20 protein-coding genes and 1 tRNA gene are annotated in these 26900 nt (G+C 40.7%); 11 read left to right on the top strand and 10 right to left on the bottom strand.

Annotation, left to right across the window (positions count from 1 at the left end):
- Both GGR22_RS05890 and GGR22_RS05885 read left to right on the top strand, forming a co-directional pair.
- The coding region (locus GGR22_RS05890; RefSeq protein WP_182492911.1) for a T9SS type A sorting domain-containing protein at positions 1-1610 on the top strand (1610 nt) is incomplete at its 5' end.
- A 158-nt stretch (positions 1611-1768) separates the two neighbouring features.
- Complete coding sequence (locus GGR22_RS05885) at positions 1769-2392, top strand: GyrI-like domain-containing protein (protein ID WP_182492910.1); 624 nt, start codon at positions 1769-1771, stop codon at positions 2390-2392.
- 87 nt (positions 2393-2479) lie between these two features.
- On the opposite strand, the gene GGR22_RS05880 is transcribed toward GGR22_RS05885, so the two are convergent.
- Positions 2480-3322, bottom strand: a complete 843-nt coding sequence (locus tag GGR22_RS05880) for an SRPBCC family protein (RefSeq protein ID WP_182492909.1) — start codon at positions 3320-3322, stop codon at positions 2480-2482.
- A gap of 3 nt (positions 3323-3325) precedes the next feature.
- Complete coding sequence (locus GGR22_RS05875; RefSeq protein ID WP_182492908.1) at positions 3326-3682, bottom strand: ArsR/SmtB family transcription factor; 357 nt, start codon at positions 3680-3682, stop codon at positions 3326-3328.
- Between the two features lie 783 nt (positions 3683-4465).
- Between GGR22_RS05875 and GGR22_RS05870 the strand changes: the two genes are divergently transcribed.
- The gene (locus tag GGR22_RS05870) at positions 4466-5428 is read left to right on the top strand and encodes a hypothetical protein (protein ID WP_182492907.1); all 963 of its coding nucleotides are present in this window, start codon (positions 4466-4468) and stop codon (positions 5426-5428) included.
- On the opposite strand, the gene GGR22_RS05865 is transcribed toward GGR22_RS05870, so the two are convergent.
- The 5 genes from GGR22_RS05865 to GGR22_RS05845 form a co-directional block, all read right to left on the bottom strand.
- The gene (locus tag GGR22_RS05865) at positions 5385-7562 is read right to left on the bottom strand and encodes a GEVED domain-containing protein (RefSeq protein ID WP_182492906.1); all 2178 of its coding nucleotides are present in this window, start codon (positions 7560-7562) and stop codon (positions 5385-5387) included. The genes GGR22_RS05870 and GGR22_RS05865 overlap by 44 nt on opposite strands.
- Positions 7563-7877: 315 nt before the next feature.
- A complete protein-coding gene (locus tag GGR22_RS05860) occupies positions 7878-8642 on the bottom strand; it encodes a LytR/AlgR family response regulator transcription factor (RefSeq protein ID WP_182492905.1) in 765 nt (254 codons plus the stop codon).
- Between the two features lie 83 nt (positions 8643-8725).
- On the bottom strand, positions 8726-11764 hold the full coding sequence (locus GGR22_RS05855; RefSeq protein ID WP_182492904.1) for a sensor histidine kinase: 3039 nt from the start codon (positions 11762-11764) through the stop codon (positions 8726-8728).
- A 212-nt stretch (positions 11765-11976) separates the two neighbouring features.
- Positions 11977-16155, bottom strand: a complete 4179-nt coding sequence (locus GGR22_RS05850; protein ID WP_182492903.1) for a fibronectin type III domain-containing protein — start codon at positions 16153-16155, stop codon at positions 11977-11979.
- Between the two features lie 394 nt (positions 16156-16549).
- Positions 16550-16626: transfer RNA gene (locus GGR22_RS05845), tRNA-Ala, on the bottom strand.
- 98 nt (positions 16627-16724) lie between these two features.
- Between GGR22_RS05845 and GGR22_RS05840 the strand changes: the two genes are divergently transcribed.
- Genes GGR22_RS05840 through GGR22_RS05825 form a run of 4 tightly spaced genes read left to right on the top strand, consistent with a single transcriptional unit; the run spans position 16725 to position 20016 of the window.
- Positions 16725-17492, top strand: coding sequence for an enoyl-CoA hydratase/isomerase family protein (locus GGR22_RS05840; protein ID WP_182492902.1), 768 nt, complete (start codon positions 16725-16727; stop codon positions 17490-17492).
- 26 nt (positions 17493-17518) lie between these two features.
- A complete protein-coding gene (locus GGR22_RS05835) occupies positions 17519-17968 on the top strand; it encodes a 6-pyruvoyl trahydropterin synthase family protein (RefSeq protein ID WP_182492901.1) in 450 nt (149 codons plus the stop codon).
- Positions 17969-18011: 43 nt separating this feature from the next.
- Positions 18012-18455, top strand: coding sequence for a deoxycytidylate deaminase (locus GGR22_RS05830; RefSeq protein ID WP_056067869.1), 444 nt, complete (start codon positions 18012-18014; stop codon positions 18453-18455).
- Positions 18442-20016 (top strand): S41 family peptidase, encoded by a 1575-nt coding sequence (locus GGR22_RS05825; RefSeq protein ID WP_182492900.1) that lies wholly within the window; start codon positions 18442-18444, stop codon positions 20014-20016. Before GGR22_RS05830 ends, GGR22_RS05825 begins: the two co-directional genes overlap by 14 nt.
- Before the next feature lie 65 nt (positions 20017-20081).
- On the opposite strand, the gene GGR22_RS05820 is transcribed toward GGR22_RS05825, so the two are convergent.
- The 3 genes from GGR22_RS05820 to GGR22_RS05810 are packed head-to-tail and all read right to left on the bottom strand — an operon-like array spanning position 20082 to position 21520.
- Positions 20082-20690 (bottom strand): FAD-dependent oxidoreductase, encoded by a 609-nt coding sequence (locus GGR22_RS05820; protein ID WP_182492899.1) that lies wholly within the window; start codon positions 20688-20690, stop codon positions 20082-20084.
- Positions 20691-20693: 3 nt separating this feature from the next.
- Positions 20694-20894, bottom strand: a complete 201-nt coding sequence (locus GGR22_RS05815; protein ID WP_056067874.1) for a hypothetical protein — start codon at positions 20892-20894, stop codon at positions 20694-20696.
- A 50-nt stretch (positions 20895-20944) separates the two neighbouring features.
- Entirely contained in the window at positions 20945-21520 is a 576-nt protein-coding gene (locus tag GGR22_RS05810; protein WP_121375399.1) for a MarC family protein, read from the bottom strand.
- Between the two features lie 168 nt (positions 21521-21688).
- Here GGR22_RS05810 and GGR22_RS05805 point away from each other — a divergent pair, with 168 nt between their 5' ends.
- From GGR22_RS05805 to GGR22_RS05790, 4 genes are all read left to right on the top strand, one after another.
- The gene (locus tag GGR22_RS05805) at positions 21689-22258 is read left to right on the top strand and encodes a DUF3109 family protein (RefSeq protein ID WP_121375398.1); all 570 of its coding nucleotides are present in this window, start codon (positions 21689-21691) and stop codon (positions 22256-22258) included.
- A gap of 262 nt (positions 22259-22520) precedes the next feature.
- Positions 22521-23510, top strand: a complete 990-nt coding sequence (locus tag GGR22_RS05800) for a ribonucleotide-diphosphate reductase subunit beta (RefSeq protein ID WP_182492898.1) — start codon at positions 22521-22523, stop codon at positions 23508-23510.
- Between the two features lie 179 nt (positions 23511-23689).
- A complete protein-coding gene (locus GGR22_RS05795) occupies positions 23690-26083 on the top strand; it encodes a ribonucleoside-diphosphate reductase subunit alpha (RefSeq protein ID WP_121375396.1) in 2394 nt (797 codons plus the stop codon).
- A gap of 104 nt (positions 26084-26187) precedes the next feature.
- A complete protein-coding gene (locus GGR22_RS05790) occupies positions 26188-26892 on the top strand; it encodes an AAA family ATPase (RefSeq protein WP_182492897.1) in 705 nt (234 codons plus the stop codon).
- Positions 26893-26900 lie beyond the last annotated feature (8 nt).

Genomic DNA, 26900 nt, shown 5'->3' with positions numbered 1-26900 from the left:
CACCGTCGTGTGCGCCAGGCTCCTCGCAGGACGTATGGTACAGGTTTACGGCTACCGAGCAGACGATGGCCATATCCGTTTCCAGGGCCACGACGGGCTGGACGATGTACTTTGCCATGGAAATCTACGAGGACAGCTGCACGGGCAACCGATTCAAGTGCATTACCTCGGACATGAATTCCGTGGGCTACTATAATACCGATTTTGTGGTGGGCAGGACCTACTACGTGCGCGTGCTGAATGCTTCCGCGACCATCCATACGCTGGGCTTCAACATCTGCCTTCAGGCCTTGCCGAAGCCGGCGAACGATACCTGCGCGAATGCCGCGCTGCTGGCACCTAATAGTACCTGCACGAATACCTTCGGCACGTTCAGCGGTGCCTTGCAGGACGGGGCAGCACCGTCGTGTGCGCCAGGCTCCTCGCAGGATGTCTGGTATAAATTTACGGCTACAGGACAGACCATGTCGGTCAATATTGCCAGAATTTCGACGGGCTGGACGATGTATTTCGCTCTAGAGATTTATGAAGAAAGCTGTACTGGAAACCGACTCCAATGTACTCCATACAATACGGATGGTATAAGCTATTCAAGTAGTAATTTTGTTGTCGGCAGGACGTATTATGTACGTGTACTGAATGCTTCGGCGACCATCCATACGCTTTCTTTTGCTATTTGCTTGATCGGACCGCCCCCGGTGGCTTGCACGCCTTCTGTGGCAATCAATGCTTCGGCCACTTCGATCTGCCAAGGACAAAGTGTTGTCTTTACGGCAACACCTACCAATGGCGGTACTGCGCCGTCCTATCAGTGGAAAGTCAACGGAAATAATGTCGGGACAAACAGTCCGTCTTACACTAGTACGACATTGGCAAACGGAAGCAGTGTTACTTGTGTAATGACAAGCAACGCTTCTTGTGCCTCTCCATTAACTGGCACGAGCAATGCTGTTGTGATGAATGTTTCTGCTCCAGTTGTTCCTGCTTTTACGCAAGTAGCGCCAATTTGTTCAGGGGGATCCTTTACGCTGCCAGCCACTTCTAATAACGGAATTACGGGAACATGGAGTCCTGGCATGAACACAGCCGCAACGACAACCTATACCTTTACGCCAAACACGGGACAGTGTGCTTCGACAGCAACAATGACGGTTACGGTGACTTCGATAAATACGGCGACCTCTGTTCAAGGTAGTACCATTACGGCAGCTGCAACCGGAGCTGCGTATCAATGGATTAATTGTGCGAATAACCAGCCAATAAATGGAGCAACAAATGCTTCTTATACAGCAAGCGGAAATGGTTCTTATGCAGTAATCGTGACTCAAAACGGATGTTCTGCAACGTCAAACTGTGTTCAGATAACCAATCTGGACGTGGACACATTTGAACAAAACAGATTGAAAATTTATCCAAACCCGGCTACTCATCAATTGTTTATCCAATTGAACGAAGCTACCGAAATTGTAATTGTAGACATGACAGGAAAAACAATCCAGCAGGAATCTCTGAAAGCTGGGAATAATGCAGTCGATGTAAGTTCGCTAGCTTCTGGAATGTATTTTATAAAATCGGTATCGGGAGCCAATGCGAAATTTGTGAAGAAATAAAATAGTTTTATCGCTTACTAAAAAAGCCTCTTTTCGAAAGATTAGGGGCTTTTTGTTTATAACTGCGGCAATAAAATTTGTTAAACTAAAAGCCTGCTGCCATAGGGTTGTCACCTGAGGTACTTTATTTTGTGTACTAATCGCAAATACAACTACCAATGGAAAAATTAAATTTAACACAGCAGTACAAGACGTACTTCACCTCTAAAACAACGCCTGAAATTGTTGAGATCGAACCGGCACAATTCCTTTCCTTGACAGGAAAGGGCGATCCTTCAGAAAAATCTTTTTCAGAAAAGATACAAGCGCTTTATACAGTTGCCTATGCCATCAAGTTTATGTGCAAGCAATTGGACAAAGATTTCACGGTTTCAAAATTAGAAGGTTTATGGTGGTATGACGAGAATAGGTATGGAAATGTTTCTATGGAGGAAGCACCCAAGGTAATTGCCAGAAGCGAGTGGGAATATCGGTTATTGATAAGAATGCCCGACTATGTAACCGAGAATGATGTGAATAGGGGAATTGAAACTGCTTTCGCAAAAAAGAAACTAGAGCTTGTAAAAGAAATCGAATTTTTCCGAATGAACGAGTGTAAATCCGTTCAGATGCTTCATGTAGGCCCGTTTTCAAAAGAAGTAGAAACATTGCAGGAAATGAAGAAAGTTATAGAAGAAAACGGATTCCAAAAAAACGGACTGCATCACGAAATATATTTATCCGATTTTAATAGGACAGCTCCAGACAAGCTAAAGACTATTTTAAGGGAACCGGTGAAATAAGATGTTGCTTTAAAGTATATCCAATGTCAGTAAAATAAAAACCCTGAGAGTGTTAACTTTCAGGGCTTTTGTAAAATACGGGTTCTCTTATTTCTCTGATAAATCCTTGATGATTTTTAAGGCGGCATCCCACATGGCACCGTGATTTTGGACATATTTTTTTGCTATCGGGCCAGACTCAACGTTTAATACAAAATCTCCATTATCAGCTTTTGTCAATGTATAGTTCTCTTTATAATCTCCTATTTCTGCATTGGGCGCAGGATTAACTTCATCGTACATTTGAACTTGAAGGTATTCCATCGGATCATGTTCTTTCACAATTCCGTAAGCACCAATATTACCCTCTAGGTCGGTCCAAACTACATCAGAACCTACTTTCCAATCGGTCTTTACCAATGCTCCACCGCCAAATGCTATTCCCCATTGGTCGTTTGGATGAAGTAAAATATCCCATATAGTTTCAGGCTTGGCTTTAATAACAACCGATTTCTTGATGACTTCTGTTTCTACAAAAGCAGGAAGCGCCTCGTTGACGAAGTAGTTCCAACCGCCAGTAAAGCTTTCGACTCTGAAGTTTGGATTTTCTTGAGGGAAGCTCTCAAGTCCTTCATGAGTTAGCCTTAGCCTAGTCCTGTTTTCTGCTTCGCTAAAAAGCTCCCATGTCAGCACTGAATATCCTTTGTATTCGGGATACCTCCATGAATAACTGATTTTGTTAGGAGGATCGCTTACCAATACTTCACATTCGTGAAGGTACTGTACCTTTTCATCTCCTCCGGTAAACTGAAATTTGAATCCTTTTTCGGGCTTAAATTCTTCAAAATCAAAATACCATTCCTTCATCTGGTCTCGGTTGGTGATGGCATCCCATACCTTTTGGATTGGCGCGTTATACGTACGCTCTAAAACAAGTGGTTTTGTTTCCATAATTTATTTGTTTTTAAGATGATTTTTGTCTTGCGGCAGATCAGTATCGTCTTGACGTTCAAGGTAAGTACCAAGGGCATCGAGTTTCTTGTTCCAAAATTCCCTATAACGATTCAGCCATATATCTACTTCTTGCAACTTGTGCAGGTCTGTCTTGCAGTAGCGTTCCCTTCCTGTCTGCTTGATAATAATCAATCCGCATTCTGTTAGTATTTTGATGTGTTTTGAAATGGCCGGACGGCTGATGTCAAAATGACCAGCAACACTATTAAGGTTCATAGACTGATTGCTTAGTAAATCGATAATTTCTCTTCTTGTCGGATCGGCAATTGCCTGAAACACATCTCTTCTTAATTCCATATAAGTTACCATTTGGTTACAAATATATATGATACCATTTGGTTACGCAAATTTTAAATGAATTTTTTAGTGAAATTGTACAAAGAATTTATGGTTCGAATTAAGTAGCGTAATAGCACAAAATGATACCTATTTTGAATTTTTATTTCGTAAAATAATTAGGCAGGGTGAATTTGCTCGTAAAAAACAGACCATTTTTTCGAAAATTTGACGCTTTTAAGCTGTTTTTTACCCCTAAAAAGAGGGCAGCAAAAAACAGTTACACCAAAAAAGTGACCAGTTACGCCCGTATTTGACCACTTATTACTTCTCGCTATTAAATCTCAAACAAACTTCTAACCTTTGTTCCGTAGATGAGCAATCAAAGATTTATAACCTATTTGCACTCATAGATTGTTTCATTTTAAGCTAGCCCCAGCTACTTTCTAAACTTGTCCTGCTTAATTGTTGAGGAGAAAACTCAATGCTTATAAATAGTTGTTTTTTGATGATCCAATCATTGAAAATTACTTCAACGCGCTAGAGTTGTGTTTTAGTTATTATTATAAAAACAATATGAAAAATATGATAAATAAAAGTGAGCCGAAGATGTATCTGAAGGATAACTGTCCTGCATCTGTGCTGTATTTGTGGTAGAAACGCACATGGCCACTTCAGGTAGCGGCGGCAGGAATATCGATACGGTTTTAGGGGTAAAATTTTGGTGTCGAGCCTGCCGCAACGCGCCTAACAGATTTAGAAAGATAATTATAAAATCGTTTACAAAGGCAAAAAAATATGAAGATGAAGACAATGACAATCAGGAGCCTACTTTTTTTCTCGCTATTCTTTAACACGAAGGCGATTGCACAGACAGTAAATACGGGAGAGATGTCAATCCTACCAGGAACCGTAGTTTCAACCCGGTTTGATTTTGGCAATACGCCAACTGCAACGTTTACAAACGATGGAGAATTTTACGTATTCGGCAACTTCAATAACGACGGCCTCGTAAGCTTTACTCCCGGACAGAGAGGCTATACGATATTCCAAGGCAATGCAGCACAGTCTATTTCAGGAAGTGCTCCGAGTGATTATTTTAAGTTCTACGACGTACTTTTTAATAACGAATCGCCACAGCCTGCTTTCCAGCTTTCCGCAGATATCAGTATCACAGGAAATTCGGATTTCCTGAATGGAATTGTCAGGATTAATGAGACTGAGGGACTTGTAGTGTATGAAAATAATGCAACCCATTCTAATACAGACAATGACGGCCACGTCGACGGGTATGTACAGAAAAATGGCAATGAGGAGTTCACATATCCTATAGGGAATTCTAGTTTTTTCAGGCCCGCTAAGATTCTTCCGACAGCTCCAAATGCTGCCACCGATGCTTTTACGGGAAAATATTTCCTTGAAAACTCCAATCCACTTTATCCGCATGCCAGCAAGGTCGGAAACCTAGAACTGATCGATGACAAGGAATATTGGACACTAGATAAGACAGAGGGAAATACGGAAATCATGCTCACGCTGTCTTGGGATCAGGCAACCACGCCAGGATTTATATGGCAGGATCTCGACCCGTCGTCTCCAGAAGCAATGGAGAAACTCACTATCGCCCGCTGGGATGAAGAAAAGAGACTTTGGGTAGACGAGGGTGGCATTGTCGAAATCGGTGCTGGCGGAATACAAACAGGAACCGTGACGTCTTTTTTTGCTACTCAGGAGTCAGTCCCGTGGCGTTATAAGGGTTTCCTATAGACGAGACCATGGTTCCTGTGCCTTGCGTGAATCCAGCAGGACCGTATTCTACGTCGAACAGGGTTCCGCTGCCAGTCCAAGAAATTTGGGCTGTAGTAAAGGTCAGGTTTCCGGCACCGAGATTGGTAGGCGGTCGGCAGGACGGAGGCGCCACCACCACAAAGGTATAATCTTCGGCCTCTCCGCTTCCGTTTGCGGCAAAAAAGCTGCACGGATTGTTCGGGTTGTTGCTGTTTCTGTCGGCCAGCACTCTCATGCGGTAACTGCCGATCGGAGTTCCTGCAGGCACGGTGATGCTTCCTGTAGTTGAGGCAGCAAGTGCGGTCGTATTGAATACTCTTTCGCCGGTATCAAAAATCATATTGTTATTCCAGTCGATCCAGATAGCAAGGCCCAAGGTCGCGCTGTTGTAGACCGCGCTGAAATTGACTGATGCACCTTCGTATTGGCTGACTGTCATAGCCGTGTGGTTGGCATATCCGCTCGTGCCTTGGCCCGTATTTAGGTTGCTGATGTTGCTGCCGCCGCCCGTAGTAGAAAAATCCTTGATATAGCTGGTTGCTACTGTGGCAACAGGAAGGCAGTACCCTGTATAGAATCGGAACGGCCCAACCCACGTACTTTTGCCATTAACACCGCAGTCCATGCGTACATAATAGTGATACGATGTCTCAGGGGTCAGCCCTGTGGTATTGTATGGATTTCCTACAGACGAGATCATGGTTCCTGTGCCTTGCGCGAACCCAGCAGGGCCATATTCAATGTCAAACACGGTTCCGCTGCCAGTCCAAGACAGCTGGGCTGTCGTAAAGGTCAGGTTTCCGGCACCGAGATTGGTAGGCGGTCGGCAGGACGGAGCTGCGACTATCTCAAAGGTATAATCTTCTGCTTCTCCTCTTCCGAGAGTAGCGAAGTTGCAAGGATCAGCCGGGTTAGTGTTATTACCATCTATGCGGATTCTCATTCGGTAGTTTCCGACCGGAGTTCCGGCAGGAACAGTAATAGTTCCTGTTGCTGCGGCACCGCTAGCCGTAGTATTGAATACTCTTTCGCCTGTATCAAACAGCATATTGTTGTTCCAGTCGATCCAGATTGCAAATCCGCAACCGCTGGTATAGGCCGCACTAAAGCTTACCGATGCGTTTTCGAAGTAGCTTACCTTCTGGGCGGCATAGTTGGAATAGCCTCCGGCCCCTAAGGTTGTGCCTGTATTGTTGATGTTGGTATAGCCTCCTGTTGTAGTGAAGCGGTTGATAAAGTAGCCTGTTGTAGTCGTGGATGGAAGGCAGTACCCGGTATAGAAGCGGAACGGACCGGCCCATGGGCTCTTGTCTCCGGTTCCGCAGTTACTGCGTATATAAAATTGATACCACGTGTCAGGAGTCAGTCCCGAAGCATTGTAAGTATTTCCGACAGACGTAGCCATGGTTCCCGTACCTTGTGTAAATCCGGAAGGGCCGTATTCTACGTCAAACGAGGTTCCTTCGCTTGTCCAAGTAAGCTGTGCTGCGGTTAGGGTCACGTTACTGGCACCCAAAGCTGTTGCAGGCAGGCAGCTAGGAGGAGCGATTACCTCAAAGGTATAGTCCTCGGCCTCTCCGCTTGTGTTTGCGGCATTGAAACTGCACGGATTGCTTGGAACGGCAGTGTTGTAATCGGCTAGCACTCTCATGCGGTAGTTTCCGACAGGAGTTCCTGCAGGAATCGTGATGGTTCCGGTGTGCGAGGCAGCAACTGCGGTAGTAGCAGACATCATTTCGGCAGGCTCAAATGTCTCGTTGTTATTCCAGTCAATCCAAATGGCAAGACCGAAGTTCCCACCGCTGTAGACCGTACTGAAATTGATTGTTCCGCCTGAGCTCTGGCTCACTTTCTTGTCAGTATGGTTGGCATATCCTCCGGTTCCTATGCCAGTATTGGCATTGTAGATGTTGGGAAAGCCGCCCGTAGTACTAAAATCTTTGATAAATCTGATTGTTGAAGAGGCTGCAGGCGTACAGTAGACGAGGGAGCCTGCGTCAGCATCTGGATTTGAATTGGCAAGCAGTACTGGACTCGTGCAAGCGAAGGACAGCAACGCTAGCCATCGCTTTACTCGGGGCAGGCCCCGATACGGAAAAGTAATTTTTTTCATGATTTAAGTATTAAATTGGTTAAAGTTAATAGGCACTATCCAGCGCTATGGGTTTTTGACTTTTTGCTTTAGTAGTCTATTCGTGTATTAAATAGTTGACACTAAATAAGATGTACTCTTTTTGCAAGAAGTTTTAACCAGACAAATATTGGTGTTTGAAACAAAAAAGACAACCGAGAAGTAATAAGTGGTCAAATACAGGCGTAACTGGTCACTTTTTTGGTGTAACTGTTTTTTTGGATACTAAAAAAGCCATCAGATTTGGTGTCTGATGGCTGCTTTTTTTGTCGTAAAGCAAAAAAAATATGCTTGTAGTTAATTTTTGATCTTGAGAAAGACGTTAAAGTCGTCTTGCTTTCTTTTGGAGACAGGCAATAATACGCCACCAGCCATCTCGCAGTAGCTTCCGTCTCTTTTTACGATTCTGAGCAGGTGCTGGATATTGACGATATAGGAGTGGTGTATCCTAAAAAAGAGCAAGGGATCTGCGACGCTCTCAAAATACTGCAAGTTTTTGCTTGAGATGTATTTCTTGCCTTCTGTAGTAGTATGTAGGATAGTATATTTGTTATCGGCTTCAATGTATACGATATCACTGTTTCTTACTAAATCAACAGCATCCATAGAAGGTATGGCCAAATAGTCTTTGTTTTCTGTCACGAGCGATTGGAAATCGCTGGACATGTTTTTTTGGAAATCAAAATACTGTTTCTGCTCGATGTTTTTTATGGCTTTGTTTACGGATAATATAACATCTTCGATCAGGATCGGCTTTAGGATATAATCAACGGCATTGTATTTAAATGCTTTTATGGCATATTCGTCATAAGAGGTGACGAAAATGACCTGTGCCTTGATGTTTTCTATTTTGTCAAGAATATCAAAAGCGTCGCCTTCATTAAGCCGGATATCTAAAAAGATAATGTCTGGCTGTTTGCTGTTAATTTCTGAAACGGCTTGGGCTACAGTAGTCGCCTGGCCGATGACCTCGACATTGCGACAGTAGGTAGTAACAAAATGCTGTAGGATAGCACTGTTATTGACCTCGTCATCTACTATCAGCGCTCTATAAATGTTCATGTCGTACGAAATTAGGTTCTAATAAAAAGCTGGGCAATTGTTTTTTTAAAATTAAAAAAATTTAACAGATGTCAAACATTAAATCAATTTATTTTCAAGCGTATAACAACCTTGGTTCCTGACGGCACTCCTTCTTTTTCTAGGTCGATGATTTCTAGGCTTACGGAGTCTTTATAGGAATCGTTCATTATCTTGATGCGTTCATTTACGATGGCAGTTGCCCAAGACTTGTGCGTTTCTTTTTTGTTTTGGGTCAACAGTGCGGCGGCGGCCCTGCCAATACCATTATCTTCTACGGTCACTATAAGGTAGTGGTCTTGAATCGCAAAGTTAAGAGCCAGCGTGCGGTCTTTTTTTCGGGATAATCCGTGGAGGATTGCGTTTTCGACAAAGGGCTGTATTAACATCCCGGGCAATGCTATGTCGGAAGTATTCTTGATGCTCTCTTCAACGACTATCGAATAGTCTAATTCATCATTCAATTGCATTTTATTGAGCAGCAGGTAATTGGTAATGTAGTCTATTTCGTCTTTCAGCGTCACTAGCTCCTGTTTTGACATGTCTAATGTCAGCCTGAGCAGTTTTGAAAAGGCACCAAAGTATTTGTTGACTTCTCTTTCGCCTTTTAATATCAAGACGCTTTGCATGTTGTTGAGGATGTTAAAGACAAAGTGGGGGTTCATCTGGGCTTTTAGCGCGCTCGCTTTGAGTTCGATGATTTCTTTTTCTCTTTCGAAAATTCTTTTCTGCTTCTTGCTGCGCCTGATAAACAGATAGATAACAAGAGCCAAGACAGAAAGCAGGGCCAAGCCCATAAAAAGAGGGGTCTTGTAAAATAGCTGTTCTACATGCAGGCGAATTTTGATTTCGTTGGCAGTTTCTATTCCTTTGGCATCTTTTCCTTTTACGCGCAGCACATAATTGCCAGGCGGCAAGCTGGGAAGTTCTATAGAGCCTGAGGTTCCGGCATCGATCCATTCTTCCCTGAGTTCTTCGATCTTATATAAATAGGTGTTCTTTTCAATAAAAAACAGTTCGTTAATAGAAAAGATAGCCGAAAAGTAATTCTTGTTATAGGGAAGGCTGATGGTCTGTTGGTCAAGATTTAGATAATCTGTTATGTTTTTATTTTTGTCTTTTGAAAAATAGGAGGAGCTGTATAAGAAAAGAGTATGGGGGTGTTTGGAACTGATTTCTATTTTTTCGGGATTGAATTCTACAATACCATTGAGGCCTCCGAAATAAAAGGAATTATTGTTTTTCTTATAGGAAGATCTTACATTAAATTCATTCTCACTGAGTCCGTCTTCCTTATAATATACTGTAAAAAAGGCTTTCTGCTTGTCGAATCGTGACAATCCGTAATAGGTAGAAAACCACAGCGCGTCCTTGCTTTCTATTATGCCGCAGACGATGTTGTTGGAAAGCCCGTCTGATTGGGTCAGGTTTTTGAATCGTTTGGTTTTAGGATCTAAGAAAACAATCCCTTTGCCATCAGTACCCATCCATAAATTGCCTTTTTCGTCTTCGTGCAGTACCAGCAGGTTTTTATAATCAAAAGACGGATTTAGGGTATGGTAGTTGATAAAATCCTTGCCTTTTTCTTTCACGAACAGCCCTTGTCGGGTCGCGATCCATTTTTTTTCGTTTCTTGCTTCTGTAAAGCCGAATACAGAAGTGTTCCCCAAGAAATAGCCATCTTCTACATAAGGACTTGTTTTTCCGGTCTTTTTATCGAAAACAAATAGGCCCTGATTTGTTCCTAGCCAAAAGGCATCGGATGATTTTTCTTTTAGGCACTGAATCGCCAAGCCGTCTGTCTGTTCGAATCGTTTTTTTGTATGCGTATTCAGATTCACTCTTTTGATCCAGTTGTATCCTTCTGTAGCCCATAAGATAGAATCATTTTTTTCTAAAAACAAAATATCATAGACTCCGTTTTTTTCGCCCTTGACTACAACTTCTTTAGCTTTTTTGTGTCCGTTCTCTTGCGTATAAAGACCTTCGTAGGTTCCGATGTAGAGGTTGTTTTTTGAATCCGCCACGATGCCTCTGGTACTGAGCTGCCTGTTGTTGAATTGCAAGATTCTTTCGAAATGGCTCGGTGTCACCAATAGCTTGTATAGCTCATCATAAGTCGATATCCATATAAAATTAGGATGGTGCTTGTTGGAAGCTATGGAAATGGGCTTTTTGAAGTGCAGGGTATCGATAGTGCGAATCTCATTCGTATTCTTATCAATCTCGTTGACGAAGAGATTGGAGTCGTCTGCAATAAAAAGCTTAGAATCGGCAATGAGCGTATTGTTACTCCAATCGCAATTGCCTAGATAACAGTCTCCTTCGCCATACGAATAATTGAACAGCTGCAGGTCTAATCCTTTTAAGTAGATATACTTATAGGCAGTTGTGTTGTATTTATAATAGCCGCTGCTGTTTTTTGCCGCAATTTTACCATTTTCAAAAAGAGCAAAATCATAATTGATGTCTTTGTCTATGGCTTTAAGGTCGCCAAAAAAGTGCAATCCTTTGGCATCGATATAAAAAAGACGGAATCCTGATTTGGCGATGATCCTGCCATCGTCTAAGATCTTCATTATATCAAAGCTTTCTTGTTTGTTTTCTAATATAGGATGGGTCACCTGAGTCACTTGTCGGTCAGGAGCTATTTTGATTAAAAACCGTGATCCATTGCTGATCCATAAGTTGTTTGCCTTGTCTTTGGCAATAGAAGATTTGACTCTTAAGCCCTCTGTTGGATATTGGATGCATTCTACTTCAAGCTTGTCTGGCGTTATAAGGTAAGCCTTGTTCAGTTCGGCAGCCCAAATCGTATTGTTGGAGTCTTGTATCCAGGCATGGCTTGAAATATAAAAGCTATCATAGTAGTTGTTTTTATCTTTATGAAAGCGGTACCGAAGCTTATTCTTTCCGTCAAACCTATAGAAATCGCCATCACGATTGGTAGCATACCAGACAAATCTGTTGTTATCAACAAATGGGGCGCTGCTTAAAAGATAGGTGTTGTCTTTGTCTCTGATCTGCGCTTCCTTTAAAGCAAGTTCCTGTCCAAAACCTTGGATGAAGTACAGCAACGCTACTATTAAGATTCGGACGCGCATAAATATAAATTATGAAGCCAAAATAGTTATTTTTAGGTAAATAAATACATTTAGAAGGTTTGAGAGATAAAAAAGGATTCAATCCTATAATTTTTTCTGGTCTATTCCATAATTGGTAAAAAAGGTACCAGCTGATATAGTACCGATAGAACATAAAAAACCCCGCTAAAGGCGGGGTTTTAAGGTTAAAAACTATAGTAATCTATCAAAAATTAGTTCTTTTTAAGAGCCAGTTTTTTAGTAACCGACTTATTCTGATAATCTATTTTTACATAATAAATACCTTCTGCAAAACTATCAATTGATAAATCCGATTTTGATAAAGAAGGTTTGAAAGTAGTGATTACTCTTCCAAGATTATCTGTAATTGTGATAGTATCAGCCGTTACACTTCCGGTTTCGACAGTAAATTGTCCGTAACTTGGATTCGGATAAATGGTAACGTTATTTTGAGCAAATTGCTCATCAATACCAAGAGGATTTCTGCATGTAATCGATTTTAGTCTGACAGAATTTTGAGAACCACAGTTTGCATTGGTGTGTACATAATAACGGATAACACCTACATTGCTGCCAGATGACCAGTTCAGTGGAGTAGGTCCGCTAGCCAAAATTGTCATTCCATTATCATCTGTGATAGTAATATAATCCGTTGCTACTGAGCTTGAGAAGGTATATTGCTGACCAAAATTGATATAAACTTTTGCATACTCTCCCGCATAGCCTTCAGAAATGATCTCAGCAGTTCCCATACAGCCAATCTGCACAGCTTCTACAGGATGAGGTCCGTATACAGCACCATTACAACCAACAGCAGGAATCGCATCAAAACTTCCGCCATAAACCCAGTCTCCTTTTGTAGAACCACAATTAGCGCGTACCCAATAAGCATAATTCGTTGCAGGGCTCAGTCCGCTCACAACCGTTGAAGTGTAGTTGTTAGAAACTGTATGCGTAGGAGTGGTATTGTAATTAGGAACAGTATTGCTGTTTACAACATACAAATCATATCCTGCAGAAGGTGTTGGAACTGGAGGTGTCCAGCTGATTAGAGCAGAGTTTGACGTTACGTTAGATGCCGAAACATTGGTTGGCAGACCGCAACCTCCAATCGGAGTGCTGCTGCACGTAACCGATTTTACTCTGATAGCATCTTGAGCCCCGCAGTTTGCATTGCTATGTACATAAAAACGGATAGACCCCAAATTGGTTCCTGATGCCCAGCTTAGTGGCGTAGTTCCACTTGCATACACTGTCATTCCAGAGGCATCCGTGATCGTGATATAATCCGTTGCTATTGAACTTGAAAAGACATAATACTGACTGAAATTGATATACATTTTTGTAAACTGACCGGCAAGACCTTCAGCAACTATTTCAGGGCTTCCAGTACAAGCGATCTGAAGGGTATCTACTGGATAAGATCCGTATATAGCACCATTACAACCAACAGCAGGAATAACATCAAAACTTCCGCCATACACCCAGTTTCCTCTTGTTGAACCGCAATTCGCTCGTACCCAATAGTTGTAATTTGTTGCAGCACTCAGTCCGCTGATAAGTCTTGAGTTAGTAGAAGATAGGTGCGTAGGAGTAGTATTTGCCGTAGGAGCAGTATTACTTTGCACAACATACAAATCATATCCCATAGGTGTCGGAGTCGGAGCCGTCCAGTTAATTCGACATGAGTTTGATGTCACGTCAGTTACTGAAAGATCGGTTGGCGCACCGCAACCTGCAGGAGCAGCGACACATTTAATAGAACGTATTCTCGATGTGTTCGCAGTTCCACAGTTTGCATTGGTGTTCAAGTGGTATCTCACAACTCCCGAAGTAGAACCTGAACTCCAGTTTAAAGGCGTTACTCCGCTAGCCAAAACTACCGTTCCTGCGGCATTTGTAATCGTAATGTAATCTGTAGCAACCGAACTTGTAAACGTGTACTGCTTGTTGTCCATTACATTGATATTGGAATATTCCCCTGCCCAGGCATCAGTAACTATTTGTTCATTAGCTCCTGTACACGCTGGCGTGAAAGTCGCATTAGGATACAATCCGTTGATAGCGCCGTTACAGTTCAGGGCAGCAATGGTCGTAAAATTCCCGCCAGATACCCATGCGCTTTTTGTAGCACCACAATTAGATCTAATCCAATAATAGTAAGTTGTAGCCGCTGTCAATCCGCTTAGAACGCCCACACCTGCAGTAGTACTTGTAACAGTAGCAACAGTATTAGCATTAGGAGCGGTATTTGCAGTAACGATGTAAAGATCATATGAAGCAGGCGCAGTTGCAGGCGCAGTCCAGTTCAATCGGCTTGAATTTGATGTTATGTTTGTAACCGATAAAGCAGTTGGTACACCACAATTTCCTACTGGAGCATCAACACACTTAATAGAACGTGTTCTTATTGCGTTCGCAGTTCCGCAGCTTGCATTGGTATTCAAGTGATATCTCACAACTCCTGTAGTAGAACCCGAAGTCCAGTTTAAAGGTGTTACTCCGCTTGCCAAAACTGTGGTTCCCTCGGCATTTGTAATCGTAATATAATCGGTAGCAATTGAACTCGTAAATGTATATAGCTTATTTGCCACTACGTTTACATTTGAATATTCTCCTGCCCAAGAGTCAGTAGCTATTTGTTCATTAGCTCCTGTACACGCTGGTGTGAAAGTTGCATCAGGATACAATCCATTGATAGCACCGTTGCAGTTTAGGGCAACAAGGGTCGTAAAATTCCCACCAGATACCCATGCACTTTTTGCAGTACCACAATTAGATCTGATCCAATAATAGTAAGTTGTAGCAGCTGCCAATCCGTTAAGAGTGCCCACACCTGCAGTAGTACTTGTAACAGTAGCAGCAGTATTGTCATTCGGAGCTGTATTTGCAGTAACGATGTAAATATCGTATGAAGCAGGAGCAGTTGCAGGTGCCGTCCAGTTCAATCGGCTAGAATTTGAGGTTATGTTAGTAACCGATAAAGCGCTAGGTGCACCACAAGTTGGAGTAGCGGCACATTGGATATAACGCTGTCTGTTGATGTTCTGTGTACCACAGCTTGAATTAGTATGTATGTAATATCTGATGACACCAGATGTTGAACCTGAATTCCAAACCAGTGGAGAAGGACCGGTAGCCAACGCTACATTTCCAACCGGATTCGAAATAGTGATAAAATCACCTACTTTCGAACTTGAAAAAGTATAGTCTTTGTTAGCCGTTACATTGATATTGGAATATTCACCCGCATAGGCGTCGTTAACAACCAATTCAGTAGATCCGGTGCACGCTGGAGTAAATGTGGCTTGTGGATGAAGATCTCCACTGGTACATCCTCCTACAACACCACCGCATTTAATTGATTTGATTCTTGGTGAAGCCTCAGTACCACAGGAAGAATTACTATGCAGATAATATCTGATGCTTGCCCAATTCGAGTTGTTAACCCATACAAATGGTGTTTGTCCCGAAGCATAAATGGTAGCTCCGGTAGGATCGGTAATAGTGATAAAGTCTGTCGATACAGAACTGCTAAATGTGTATTGCTGATTGCTGCTTACAGAAACATTTGTATATTCTCCTGCATGAGCATCGGTAGCGATTTGCTGCACAGTTCCGTTACAGGTTACATTGACAGTAGCTTGAGGATACAGTCCGTAAGGAGCGCCGTTACAGCCAGCACCAGCAGGATTGGTCCTGAAAGAACCGCCAGGAACCCAAATTCCACCATTGGCAACACATCTAGTTCGTACCCAATAATAATGTGTTGTATTGGCGGCTAATCCCGACACTTGAGCTTCTCTAGAACCTGCTGCCTGTACAGTTGGAGTTGTATTTTCAACAGGAGCAACTCCCGTAGTGTTCACATAAACATCATAGGACGTAATCTGCCCTATAATTTGAGCGTTCCAACTCACTTTACAAGAGTTCGACGTGATATTCGAAACCGAAAGTGTATTAGGAGAATCACAAGAATTGTCTATTGTTGTAGTCTTTAAAACTAGATCTGTTGTTATAAACGGATTAGTTTCGCACTGTGCATTGGTGTGAACGTAAAAACGAATCGTTTGAGGATAAGGTGGTGTAAAGCTTACTCCATTCGAACCATTTAATCCGCTTGCAAATATCTGTGAACCGTTAGCATCGGTAATCGTAATATACTCTGTAGGACGGTCACTTTTGAAAGTGTATCGGGTAGCCGTTGAAAATGTATTCACCCGGAAGTATTCACCCGGATGGGTATTGCCACTGATGATGCGTTCATTGTTGTCATGAATGGGGGTGTATGCTTGTGACGAAGATGGACCTCCGTTAGTGCATTGCGCACTGATCTTCTGGATAAAGCATATAAGTGCCAGAAGGTACAGAAAAGTAATTTTTGTTCTCATAGTTTGTATTTAAGGTTTGCTTTTTAATTTTTAAATGCTAAAGTAAACCGACATGATTTTGATGGCGAGGCAATCTAATTTCATTATTTACAGTTTAATCGCATGCAATAATAAATCAAAGAAAAAATATAATTTCAGCTAATGAATAAGCGAAGCTTTTTTGGATATAAGCGTAGCGAATTAGAGTAAAATCGTTTTTATGAGAAAAAGAATTTTACAATTTTGGAGGTACAAGTATTATTTTAGCATTGAGTAGATACGGATTATGGTTTTCAAACATTCATCAATACTTGATGATTTGGATATTATTTCAAAGGATTTTTTACGATAGAACTCGAAAAAATACAACATAAAAAAAAGACGATTTAGTTTGATCAAACTAGATCGTCTCTTGTGGTGGAGAAGATGGGATTCGAACCCACTACCTCTTGGCTGCCAGCCAAGCGCTCTAGCCAAGTGAGCTACATCCCCAAAGCTGAGGCAAATTAAGGCAATTAATTTTCAAAAAGCAAATGCCTTGGAGTGAATTTATTTCTCAAAACCGTAACTTTACGGACAAATTTTTTTTTATGACAACAGAAAGGCAAAACGGTTCGCTCTATACCACTATCGAAAATAAAATAGCAACCGTTGAATTTGGACATCCGGCCAGCAATTCTTTTCCTAGCGAGCTGCTGCAGCGACTGACAAAAGAACTCAATGATTTAAGCAATAATCAACAAGTCAATCTGATAATTCTTAAAAGCGAAGGCGAAGGCGCTTTTTGTGCCGGAGCTTCTTTTGATGAGCTGCTGGCTGTTTCCAATTTAATTGAAGGAACGAGCTTTTTTTCAGGCTTCGCCAACGTAATAAATGCGATGCGAAAATGTTCCAAGCTGATTGTCGGACGTATTCATGGTAAAGCTGTAGGAGGAGGTGTAGGACTTGCTTCAGCTTGCGATTATGCATTTGCAACTGTAGACAGCGCCATAAAACTTTCAGAATTGGCAATAGGTATCGGGCCATTCGTCATCGAGCCAGCCGTTTCCAGAAAAATAGGAAAGAGCGCTTTAGGCGAAATGACTTTAGCCGCTCATGAATGGAAAAACGCCTATTGGGCTCAAGAAAAAGGTTTGTATGCCAAAGTTTTTGAGACTAGAGAAGAACTGGATAAGGGACTCGAAATTTTTGCTTCAAAATTAGCGTCCTACAACCCTGAAGCATTATCAGAAATGAAAAAAGTACTTTGGGAAGGAACTGAAAATTGGGATACGCTTCTCTATGAAAGAGCTTCAATTTCAGGCAAGTTGGTTTTGTCAGATTTTAGCAGAAATGCCCTGAACCAATTCAAAAAGTAACTAAATTTGCATCTAAATAAAATAGAATGAGCAAAATCAGAATTACCAAGCAATTCAGTTTCGAAACGGGACATGCGCTTTATGGCTACGACGGAAAATGTAAAAACGTGCACGGACATAGCTATAAATTATCGGTAACCGTTATCGGAACTCCAATTTCAGACAATACAAACGTGAAATTTGGAATGGTGATTGATTTTTCGGACTTGAAAAAGATTGTCCGCGAAGAAGTTGTAGATGTTTTTGACCACGCTACTGTCTTTAATAAAAATACGCCCCATATCGAACTGGCCGAGGAACTCAAAAGCCGCGACCACCACGTCATTTTAGTAGATTATCAGCCGACAAGCGAAAATATGGTGATTGATTTCGCCGCGAAAATCAAAAGCAGGCTGCCCGAAAACATTACATTGCATTCCTTGAGGCTTCAAGAAACAGAAACCTCATTTGCAGAATGGTTCCAAAGCGATAATTAATTGTGCTGGAAGCAAATCTTTGTAATAAATCTTCTTCAAACGTATGAATCTGAATAAGTTAAATAAATACGATAAGGCCTATCTTCGTATCGCAAAAGAATGGAGCCGGCTGTCGTATTGCAAAAGAAAACAAGTTGGCGCAATTATTGTGAAAGACAGGATGATTATTTCTGACGGATACAATGGAACGCCATCCGGATTTGAAAATTCCTGCGAAGGTGCCGATGGCTTGACATTATGGTATGTGCTTCATGCCGAAGCCAATGCGATTCTGAAAGTGGCCGGTTCGACACAATCTTGCGAAGGTGCTACATTATATATTACGTTGTCGCCTTGCAAGGAATGCAGCAAATTGATTCACCAATCAGGAATAAAACGCGTCGTTTATCAAGAAGGTTATAAAGACGATTCAGGAATACAATTTTTAAAAGATGCAGGCGTTGAGGTAGTTCATATCTCCGAAACCGAAATGAATGAAAAACAATAAGATATATTTGCCTTTTATCATTTTTGCCGCTCTGGCGATTGGAGTGGTCTTGGGAGGAATGCTTAATTTTCCGTCCCAAGGCGTAGCGTTTTCCAAAGCCAATCCTAAAAATAAACTCAACAAGCTCCTCGATTTTATTGATCGAGAATATGTCGATAATGTCAATACCGATTCGATTGTCGATTTGACCGTAACAGGTATCTTGGACAGGCTGGATCCGCACTCTGTCTACATAGCGAAAAACGAATTTGAGCAGGTTTCGCAAAGCATGAAAGGCGATTTTGTAGGCATTGGCGTCAATTTTTATATGTATAATGATACTGTTGCTGTAATAAAACCTGTCGAAGGTGGGCCTTCTGAAAGAGCCGGAATCAAATCGGGCGATAGGATTCTTTTTGCCAACAACTATAAGCTCTTTGGAAGAAAAATCACCAACGATACGCTCTTTTCCAAACTAAAAGGAAGCGTGGGTTCTGATGTAGAGCTGACGATTTACAGGAAAAACGAAAACAAAAAGCTGAAGGTAAAAGTGAAGCGCGATATCGTTCCGATAAAAAGCGTTGATATTGCCGTAATGGTAAATCCTTCTGTCGGTTATATAAAAGTGAATCGTTTTGCCGAAACTACTTATGATGAGTTCGAAACCGGACTTTTAAACCTCAAAAGGCAAGGAGCTAAGACACTTATTGTGGACGTACGCGATAATGGAGGTGGCTATTTAGACAAGGCGATCGATATTGCGGATGACTTTTTGAAAGACGATGCCTTGATCGTATTCACGAAAAATAAAAAAGGAAGAATCGACAAGACCTATGCTACAAGCGATGGCAGTTTTGAAAACGGAAAAGTATATATCCTGATCAACGAAAACAGTGCTTCTGCCAGCGAAATTCTTGCAGGCGCCATTCAAGATAATGACCGCGGACTAATTGTTGGAAGACGTTCTTTCGGAAAAGGACTTGTACAGCGCGAAATGCCTTTGGGCGACGGATCTGCCGTACGTTTGACCGTGGCGAGATACTATACTCCAACCGGACGCTCGATCCAAAAATCCTACGAAAAAGGAAGCGAAGAATACTTTAAGGAATTTGAAAAACGCTTCGAATCCGGAGAATTATATAAGTCGGATAGCATTAAGGTAGCCGATACCCTAAAATTCAAAACGCCAAAAGGGCGCATTGTATATGGCGGCGGCGGAATCGTTCCGGATATTTTCGTGCCTTTAGAAGTAGAACATGGCGAAGAAAGCATCGCTTATATGATGCAGTCGGGTTTGGTAGGTTATTTTGCCTTTGAAGAATTGGATAAGAAACGCGATGATTTTAAAGGCTTGAGCTTTGAGCAATTCCAAGCAAAAATGCATAATTCCGATGCTTATTTCAATACATTTCAGAAATATTTGATTAAAAACGGCGTGCTTTTGGACTTGAAACATACCAAAAATCTTGTAAAACGCTACCTGGCTGCCGAGTTTGCACGACAATTGTATGGCGACGATAAATATTATGAAATCGTCTTGAAGGAAGATGCCATGATTAAGGCCGTTTTGGAAAGAAAATAATTTCATCAAACAAAATAAAAAAGCATCCGTTATGGATGCTTTTTCTGTTTATATAAATCATAAATTTATTTTCGAATACTGTCGTGTACTTGCGAATGATTGCCGTTATTCCATAATGTCAAGATATCGGTAGCTACTGAAGCTCCGCTTCCTGCCGCAATAGACAATTGGCTTCTGAGTCCTGCCAAGGTCCCAGCCACATAAATTCCTTCTGCAACTAGATGATCTTCGTTTTTTAACTGGATTCGGTTCTTTTCTACAATTGCTTTTTTGTGCGGTATTACATAGTCCATTAAGCCCTCAATCGCAAAAGTATTGGTAGCGTTAATCGCGACTACGATGATTTTTGTCTGGTAAGAATTTTTGTTGGTCGTAACCGTAAAGTTTGGATATTCGCCTTCCACGCTCATGACTTTTTCATTTTCAATCTGCGCCACATGAGGATAAAGCGATGCCAGTTGCGCTTTGCTTTCTTCCAATAATTCCGAGCCTAATTTCCCTGCCGCAATTCCGTAAGCATTATTAAAAACAGCATCTTGAAGATTTGATGCTTTTTGGTGCGTAAAAATTCCGATTTTTTTATCTGCCGCAAAAGCTTTGTTTCTCGCAGAGCCCAAAACCAAGGCGCATGACATTCCTGAAACACCGCCTCCAATGATTAAAACGTCAAACATAAACTATTTGTCTTTTGTTTTTTCTTCAATCATTTTTGACATCCTGAATATCAAAAGGATAAAGATAGCGCAGAAAGAAGCTGCAATTCCAATCAATCCAACTACGCTGTCTCCTTCGAATAAGTGGTCGAAATCTAGGATCGTGATGTTGAAAATGATTAATGCTAACGCTAAAAATATTAATATATAAGTAAAAATTTTCATTATAAGAAGGGGTTGTCTAATTATGAATTGTGAAATTAATAAAATCTATTTTAGATGAAAAGTCCTTTAACATTGGCGCCAAATAATTTAACAGCAATAGCCAGCAAAATCACGCCGAAAATTTTTCGGATAACGCCAAGGCCGTTTTCGCCAAGCAGTTTCTCGATTTTTGAAGACGACTTTAAGACGGCGAAAACTACGATTATATTTATGATTATGGCAACAATTATGTTTATTTTTTCATACTCCGCTCTCAAGGAAAGAATAGTAGTCATCGTTCCAGCTCCGGCAATTAAGGGAAAGGCAATCGGAACGATAGAAGCGGTGCTGGGATTGTCTTCTTTATAAAGACGGATTCCTAAAATCATTTCTAAAGCCAGGAAAAACAATACGAAAGAACCCGCCACAGCAAATGAACTTGCGTTGATGCCGATCAGTTTCAAGATTTCCTCGCCTACAAAAAGAAAAGCAATCATAATAACACAGGCTACGATTGAAGCTTTTTCAGATTGAATATGTCCTACTTTGGAACGCAAATCGACAATAATCGGAATGCTTCCGACAATATCGATAACAGCGAACAAAACCATGCTAACAGTAAAAATCTCTTTCCAATCGAATCCCATAACGATACTTTTTGAAGCTGCAAAATTATTTTATTTAAAATGGAAATACGCTAACGATAAGTTAATTTTTTGTTGGTATTATATTCTGAAAATTAGACACTTAAAAGTTTAACATCAAATCTAAAGTCTAAAATCTGAAATCTGAAATCCAAATTGTATCTTTGCAACATGTTTCAATTAGGAAAAACCATTGTCTCTGAAGACATACTAGAAAAAGAATTTGTGTGCAACCTTTCGGCTTGCAAAGGGGCTTGCTGTGTTGATGGCGATGCCGGCGCACCTTTAAATGAAGAAGAGACAAAAATTTTAGAAGCTATTTACCCTAAAGTAAAGCCATTTCTTCGCAAAGAAGGAATTGCAGCAATCGAAGCGCAAGGCACTTGGGTAAAAGGCACGGATGGCGATTTGGAAACGCCGCTAATTGATAATAAAGATTGCGCCTATGTGATCTTTGACGGAAAAACCGCGCTTTGCGGTATCGAACAAGCCTATAATCAAGGTATTGTAGATTGGAAAAAACCAGTTTCTTGCCACTTATATCCGATAAGGATCAAGGATTTCACCGAGTTTGCCGCTGTCAATTATGATAAATGGGAAATCTGTGACGATGCTTGCTCTTTGGGTAAAGAATTAGAAGTGCCCGTTTACAAATTCGTGAAAGAAGCGTTGATTCGCCGCTTTGGAGAAGACTGGTATATGGAGCTCGAAAAGGTCGCTCAAGAACTTAAAAATCAATAAGTTTTTTTAATCTCAAATTTTAAATTTTCGGATGTGTCAGTTCCTATATTCTATAGGAGTTTACAGTGTTTTTTACTTTCTAATTGCTTGTTTTTCAGTTAATTGAAAAAATGTAAAAAAGTAAGAATTAAATTACCTCTTGTTAAAAACTATGTCCAATTGTGGATAAGTTTGACTTTCATTTACCAATACAAATGACAATCTTTGTAGTGTAAAGAAATCAAAGAATAATTTCCTATAAAACAATAAACGTCAAGATAGTATGGTAGCGATAGAACCAATTTTACAAGAAAACAAGAATAGATTTGTCATTTTTCCTATCAAACACCACGATATTTGGGAATGGTATAAAAAAATGGAAGCTAGTTTTTGGACAGCTGAAGAAATTGATTTGTCACAAGATTTAAATGACTGGAATAACAAGCTTAATAATGAAGAGAAATATTTCATCAAGCATATTCTAGCTTTTTTTGCCGCATCTGACGGGATTGTAAATGAAAATCTTGCCGAAAACTTCGTGAACGAAGTGCAATATGCAGAAGCAAAATTTTTCTACGGGTTTCAGATTATGATGGAGAACATTCATAGCGAAACTTATTCGCTTCTGATTGATACTTACGTTAAAGATGAAGCCGAAAAAGACGAATTATTCAATGCTTTGGAAGTTTTTCCAGCCATACGAAAAAAAGCAGACTGGGCTCTAAAATGGATAGAATCTGACTCATTTGCTGAAAGGTTAATCGCTTTTGCAGCTGTTGAAGGAATCTTTTTCTCAGGCGCTTTTTGCTCGATTTACTGGTTGAAAAAACGCGGTTTAATGCCAGGTTTGACATTCTCAAACGAATTAATCTCTCGCGATGAAGGTGTTCACTGTGACTTTGCAGTGCATTTGCACAACCACCACTTGGTCAATAAAGTTTCAAAAGCCAGAATCAGAGAGATAATTGTTGAGGCATTAAACATTGAAAGAGAATTCATTACCGAATCGCTTCCTGTAAGTTTGATCGGAATGAATGCGGGACTAATGACACAATATCTGGAGTTTGTAACTGACAGGTTATTAGTAGAATTAGGATGTGAAAGAGAATACGGAACGGCAAATCCTTTCGATTTCATGGACATGATTTCGCTTCAAGGAAAAACTAACTTCTTTGAAAAGAAAGTGTCAGAATACCAAAAAGCTGGAGTTTTAAACAGCGGAACAGGGAACGACAGCGAATCGCAAAAAATTAGTTTCGACGCCGATTTCTAGATACTTAGAAGCCAGACACCCTTTTGTCCTTTAAACCATTTTCTGGATGATGCAGACTATTTTCTTTTTGAGAAAATAATTCTTCTTTCATCAAGACCAAGAATCCATTTCGATGGATTTTCTTAACCTTTTTAATAATCCCGAATGGTCTTCCATTCCCTAACCAAATTTGTAAACTTATGTATGTAGTAAAAAGAGATGGCCACAGAGAGCCGGTAATGTTTGATAAGATTACGGATAGAATTAAAAAATTATGCTACGGCTTGAACGATCTTGTTGATCCGGTAAAAGTAGCAATGCGCGTTATCGAAGGGTTGTATGATGGTGTTACAACTTCAGAATTAGATAATCTCGCAGCAGAAACAGCAGCTTCTATGACGATTGCCCATCCGGATTATGCCCAATTGGCAGCAAGGATTGCAATTTCGAACCTGCACAAAAATACCACAAAATCGTTCTCAGAAACGATGAAAGAAATGTTTTTCTATGTAAATCCAAGAACCAATCAAGAAGCGCCTCTGCTTTCGGAAGAAGTGTATAACGTAATCCAAGAAAATGCGGCTTTCCTTGATTCTCACGTGATTTATAATAGAGATTTCAACTACGATTATTTCGGTTTCAAGACTTTGGAACGTTCGTATCTGTTGAAAATAAACGGAAAGATTGTAGAAAGACCACAGCATATGCTAATGCGTGTTGCTGTCGGAATTCACTTAAATGACTTGGATGCGGTGTTAGAAACCTACGACCTGATGTCGAAAAAATTCTTTACGCACGCGACTCCTACATTATTCAATGCTGGAACTCCAAAACCTCAAATGTCTTCTTGTTTCCTTTTGGCAATGCAGGACGACAGTATCGACGGGATCTACGATACGTTGAAACAAACCGCAAAAATCTCGCAATCGGCAGGAGGAATTGGTTTGTCAATTCACAACGTTCGTGCGACAGGATCATATATCCGCGGGACTAACGGAACATCAAACGGAATCGTTCCGATGTTGCGTGTCTTCAATGACACGGCTCGTTATGTAGACCAAGGCGGCGGAAAACGTAAAGGAAGCTTTGCGATTTATATCGAAACTTGGCATGCCGATATCTTTGAATTCCTAGATCTGAAAAAGAATACAGGAAAAGAAGAAATGCGTGCGCGTGACTTGTTTTTCGCTATGTGGACATCAGATTTGTTCATGAAACGTGTTCAGGAAGATTCTACTTGGACATTGATGTGTCCAAACGAATGCCCAGGATTGTATGATATTTATGGTGACGAATTCGAAGCACTATATACATCTTACGAAGCGCAAGGCAAAGGAAGAAAAACCATCAAAGCAAGAGAATTATGGGAGAAAATCTTGGAATCTCAAATCGAGACAGGAACACCATACATGCTTTATAAAGACGCAGCAAACCGCAAATCAAACCAAAAAAATCTTGGAACGATTCGTTCGTCTAACTTGTGTACCGAAATCATGGAGTACACTTCAAAAGACGAAATTGCAGTTTGTAACTTGGCATCCTTATCATTGCCAATGTTCGTTGAAAACGGAAAGTTTAACCATGACTTGCTTTACAGCGTAACAAAACGCGTGACAAGAAACTTGAACAAAGTAATCGATAGAAACTATTACCCAGTTCAAGAAGCAGAAAACTCAAACCTACGTCACCGTCCAGTTGGATTGGGAGTTCAAGGTTTGGCAGATGCTTTCATCTTGTTGAGAATGCCTTTCACGTCGGATGAGGCTAAAAAATTAAACCAAGAAATCTTTGAAACGCTTTATTTCGCTGCAGTAACTGCTTCGATGGAAATGGCGAAAGAAGAAGGTCCATATTCAACTTTTGAAGGTTCTCCAATTTCTCAAGGTGAATTCCAATACAATCTTTGGGGATTAAAAGACGAAGAATTGTCTGGTCGTTGGGATTGGGCTTCTTTGAGAAAAGAAGTGATGGAAAACGGTGTGAGAAACTCTTTATTAGTAGCTCCGATGCCGACAGCTTCTACTTCTCAAATCCTTGGAAACAATGAAGCTTTCGAGCCTTATACTTCAAACATCTACACAAGACGTGTTCTTTCTGGCGAGTTTATCGTCGTGAACAAACACTTGTTGGAAGATTTAGTGAAATTAGGACTTTGGAACGAAGACTTGAAACAAGAAATCATGCGTCATAACGGATCAGTACAAAATATTGATGCGATCCCACAAGATTTGAAAGAACTTTACAAAACAGTTTGGGAAATGTCTATGAAAGACATTATCGACATGTCACGCCAAAGAGGTTATTTCATTGACCAATCACAGTCGTTGAACTTGTTTATGCAAGATGCAAACTATGCAAAACTGACTTCGATGCATTTCTACGCTTGGCAATCTGGATTAAAAACCGGAATGTATTATTTGAGAACTAAATCTGCAGTAGACGCAATTAAGTTTACATTGAATAATGATAAAAAAGCAGAGCCTGTAGCAGTTGAAGCTGTTGCAGAACCAGCAATTGCTGTTGATGAATTCAGAGCAATGCTAGAACGTTCTAAAAATGCAGAACCAGACGATTGCGAAATGTGCGGTTCATAATAATAGCATAAAATACCATTTCAAGAAAACAGCCGTCATTTGATGGCTGTTTTTTATAGCAATAGTTTTAGTCTTAGTATATTTGCTTGCAAAATTAAGAGCGCTTGAGTACTTTATATTTCAGAGATCGGGAAAATGTAAATTTAGAAGATGTTGTTTTCGAAGCATCTGTGTCTGAACAGATCGGTCAGTTTCTAAAAGAACATCAGTTTTCTGAAATCTTGCACCATTATGAGCTTCCTGTTGCCAATAAAATATTCTTGTACGGAAAGACCGGATGTGGCAAGACCATGACGGCAAAGGCTATAGCAAAAGAATTGGACAAGAAGATTTTTATAGTGAATCTGTCGACTATCGTATCTTCAAAGTTAGGAGAGACGGCAAAAAACATTCATAATATCTTCAAAGAATCCAATCACGAAAGCTCAGTGCTGTTTTTTGATGAATTTGATTCCTTAGGACAGATCAGGGATTATGACAACAAGGACAGCAGCGAAATGAAGCGTGTCGTGAATGCCCTATTGCAATTGATTGATAATTTTCCAAAGAATTCGATATTGATTGCGGCAACCAATCAAATCCAGATGATTGACGAAGCACTGCTTCGAAGATTTGAGCTCAAGCTGGAGTTCATATCGCCATCCGACCAAGTTTTAGACGGCTATTACGACAAGTTATTGTCGAAGTTTCCAATAAAATATCAAAATGTAGAAAGAAAGTATGCTATTTCTTTTTCCGAAGCTAAAGACTTCCTCTTTAGTCAGGTGAAAAACAATATTATTCTAGACGAAATGTCGAAACTTTCCTAATCAAAACA

Origin of the sequence: Flavobacterium gossypii (genome assembly GCF_014138495.1) — a bacterium.
Lineage (GTDB): Bacteria > Bacteroidota > Bacteroidia > Flavobacteriales > Flavobacteriaceae > Flavobacterium > Flavobacterium endophyticum.
This window is presented reverse-complemented; position numbering and strand designations above follow the sequence as displayed.

Excerpts from the sequence above, each read along its gene's own strand:
- GGR22_RS05800 (WP_182492898.1), top strand. The coding sequence starts at position 22,521 with ATGGTAGCGATAGAACCAATTTTACAAGAAAACAAGAATAGATTTGTC.
- GGR22_RS05865 (WP_182492906.1), bottom strand. The coding sequence starts at position 7,562 with ATGAAAAAAATTACTTTTCCGTATCGGGGCCTGCCCCGAGTAAAGCGA.
- GGR22_RS05810 (WP_121375399.1), bottom strand. The coding sequence starts at position 21,520 with ATGGGATTCGATTGGAAAGAGATTTTTACTGTTAGCATGGTTTTGTTC.
- GGR22_RS05830 (WP_056067869.1), top strand. The coding sequence starts at position 18,012 with ATGAATCTGAATAAGTTAAATAAATACGATAAGGCCTATCTTCGTATC.
- GGR22_RS05840 (WP_182492902.1), top strand. The coding sequence starts at position 16,725 with ATGACAACAGAAAGGCAAAACGGTTCGCTCTATACCACTATCGAAAAT.
- GGR22_RS05815 (WP_056067874.1), bottom strand. The coding sequence starts at position 20,894 with ATGAAAATTTTTACTTATATATTAATATTTTTAGCGTTAGCATTAATC.
- GGR22_RS05835 (WP_182492901.1), top strand. The coding sequence starts at position 17,519 with ATGAGCAAAATCAGAATTACCAAGCAATTCAGTTTCGAAACGGGACAT.
- GGR22_RS05805 (WP_121375398.1), top strand. The coding sequence starts at position 21,689 with ATGTTTCAATTAGGAAAAACCATTGTCTCTGAAGACATACTAGAAAAA.
- GGR22_RS05850 (WP_182492903.1), bottom strand. The coding sequence starts at position 16,155 with ATGAGAACAAAAATTACTTTTCTGTACCTTCTGGCACTTATATGCTTT.
- GGR22_RS05860 (WP_182492905.1), bottom strand. The coding sequence starts at position 8,642 with ATGAACATTTATAGAGCGCTGATAGTAGATGACGAGGTCAATAACAGT.
- GGR22_RS05875 (WP_182492908.1), bottom strand. The coding sequence starts at position 3,682 with ATGGAATTAAGAAGAGATGTGTTTCAGGCAATTGCCGATCCGACAAGA.
- GGR22_RS05880 (WP_182492909.1), bottom strand. The coding sequence starts at position 3,322 with ATGGAAACAAAACCACTTGTTTTAGAGCGTACGTATAACGCGCCAATC.
- GGR22_RS05825 (WP_182492900.1), top strand. The coding sequence starts at position 18,442 with ATGAAAAACAATAAGATATATTTGCCTTTTATCATTTTTGCCGCTCTG.
- GGR22_RS05820 (WP_182492899.1), bottom strand. The coding sequence starts at position 20,690 with ATGTTTGACGTTTTAATCATTGGAGGCGGTGTTTCAGGAATGTCATGC.
- GGR22_RS05795 (WP_121375396.1), top strand. The coding sequence starts at position 23,690 with ATGTATGTAGTAAAAAGAGATGGCCACAGAGAGCCGGTAATGTTTGAT.
- GGR22_RS05855 (WP_182492904.1), bottom strand. The coding sequence starts at position 11,764 with ATGCGCGTCCGAATCTTAATAGTAGCGTTGCTGTACTTCATCCAAGGT.
- GGR22_RS05870 (WP_182492907.1), top strand. The coding sequence starts at position 4,466 with ATGAAGACAATGACAATCAGGAGCCTACTTTTTTTCTCGCTATTCTTT.
- GGR22_RS05885 (WP_182492910.1), top strand. The coding sequence starts at position 1,769 with ATGGAAAAATTAAATTTAACACAGCAGTACAAGACGTACTTCACCTCT.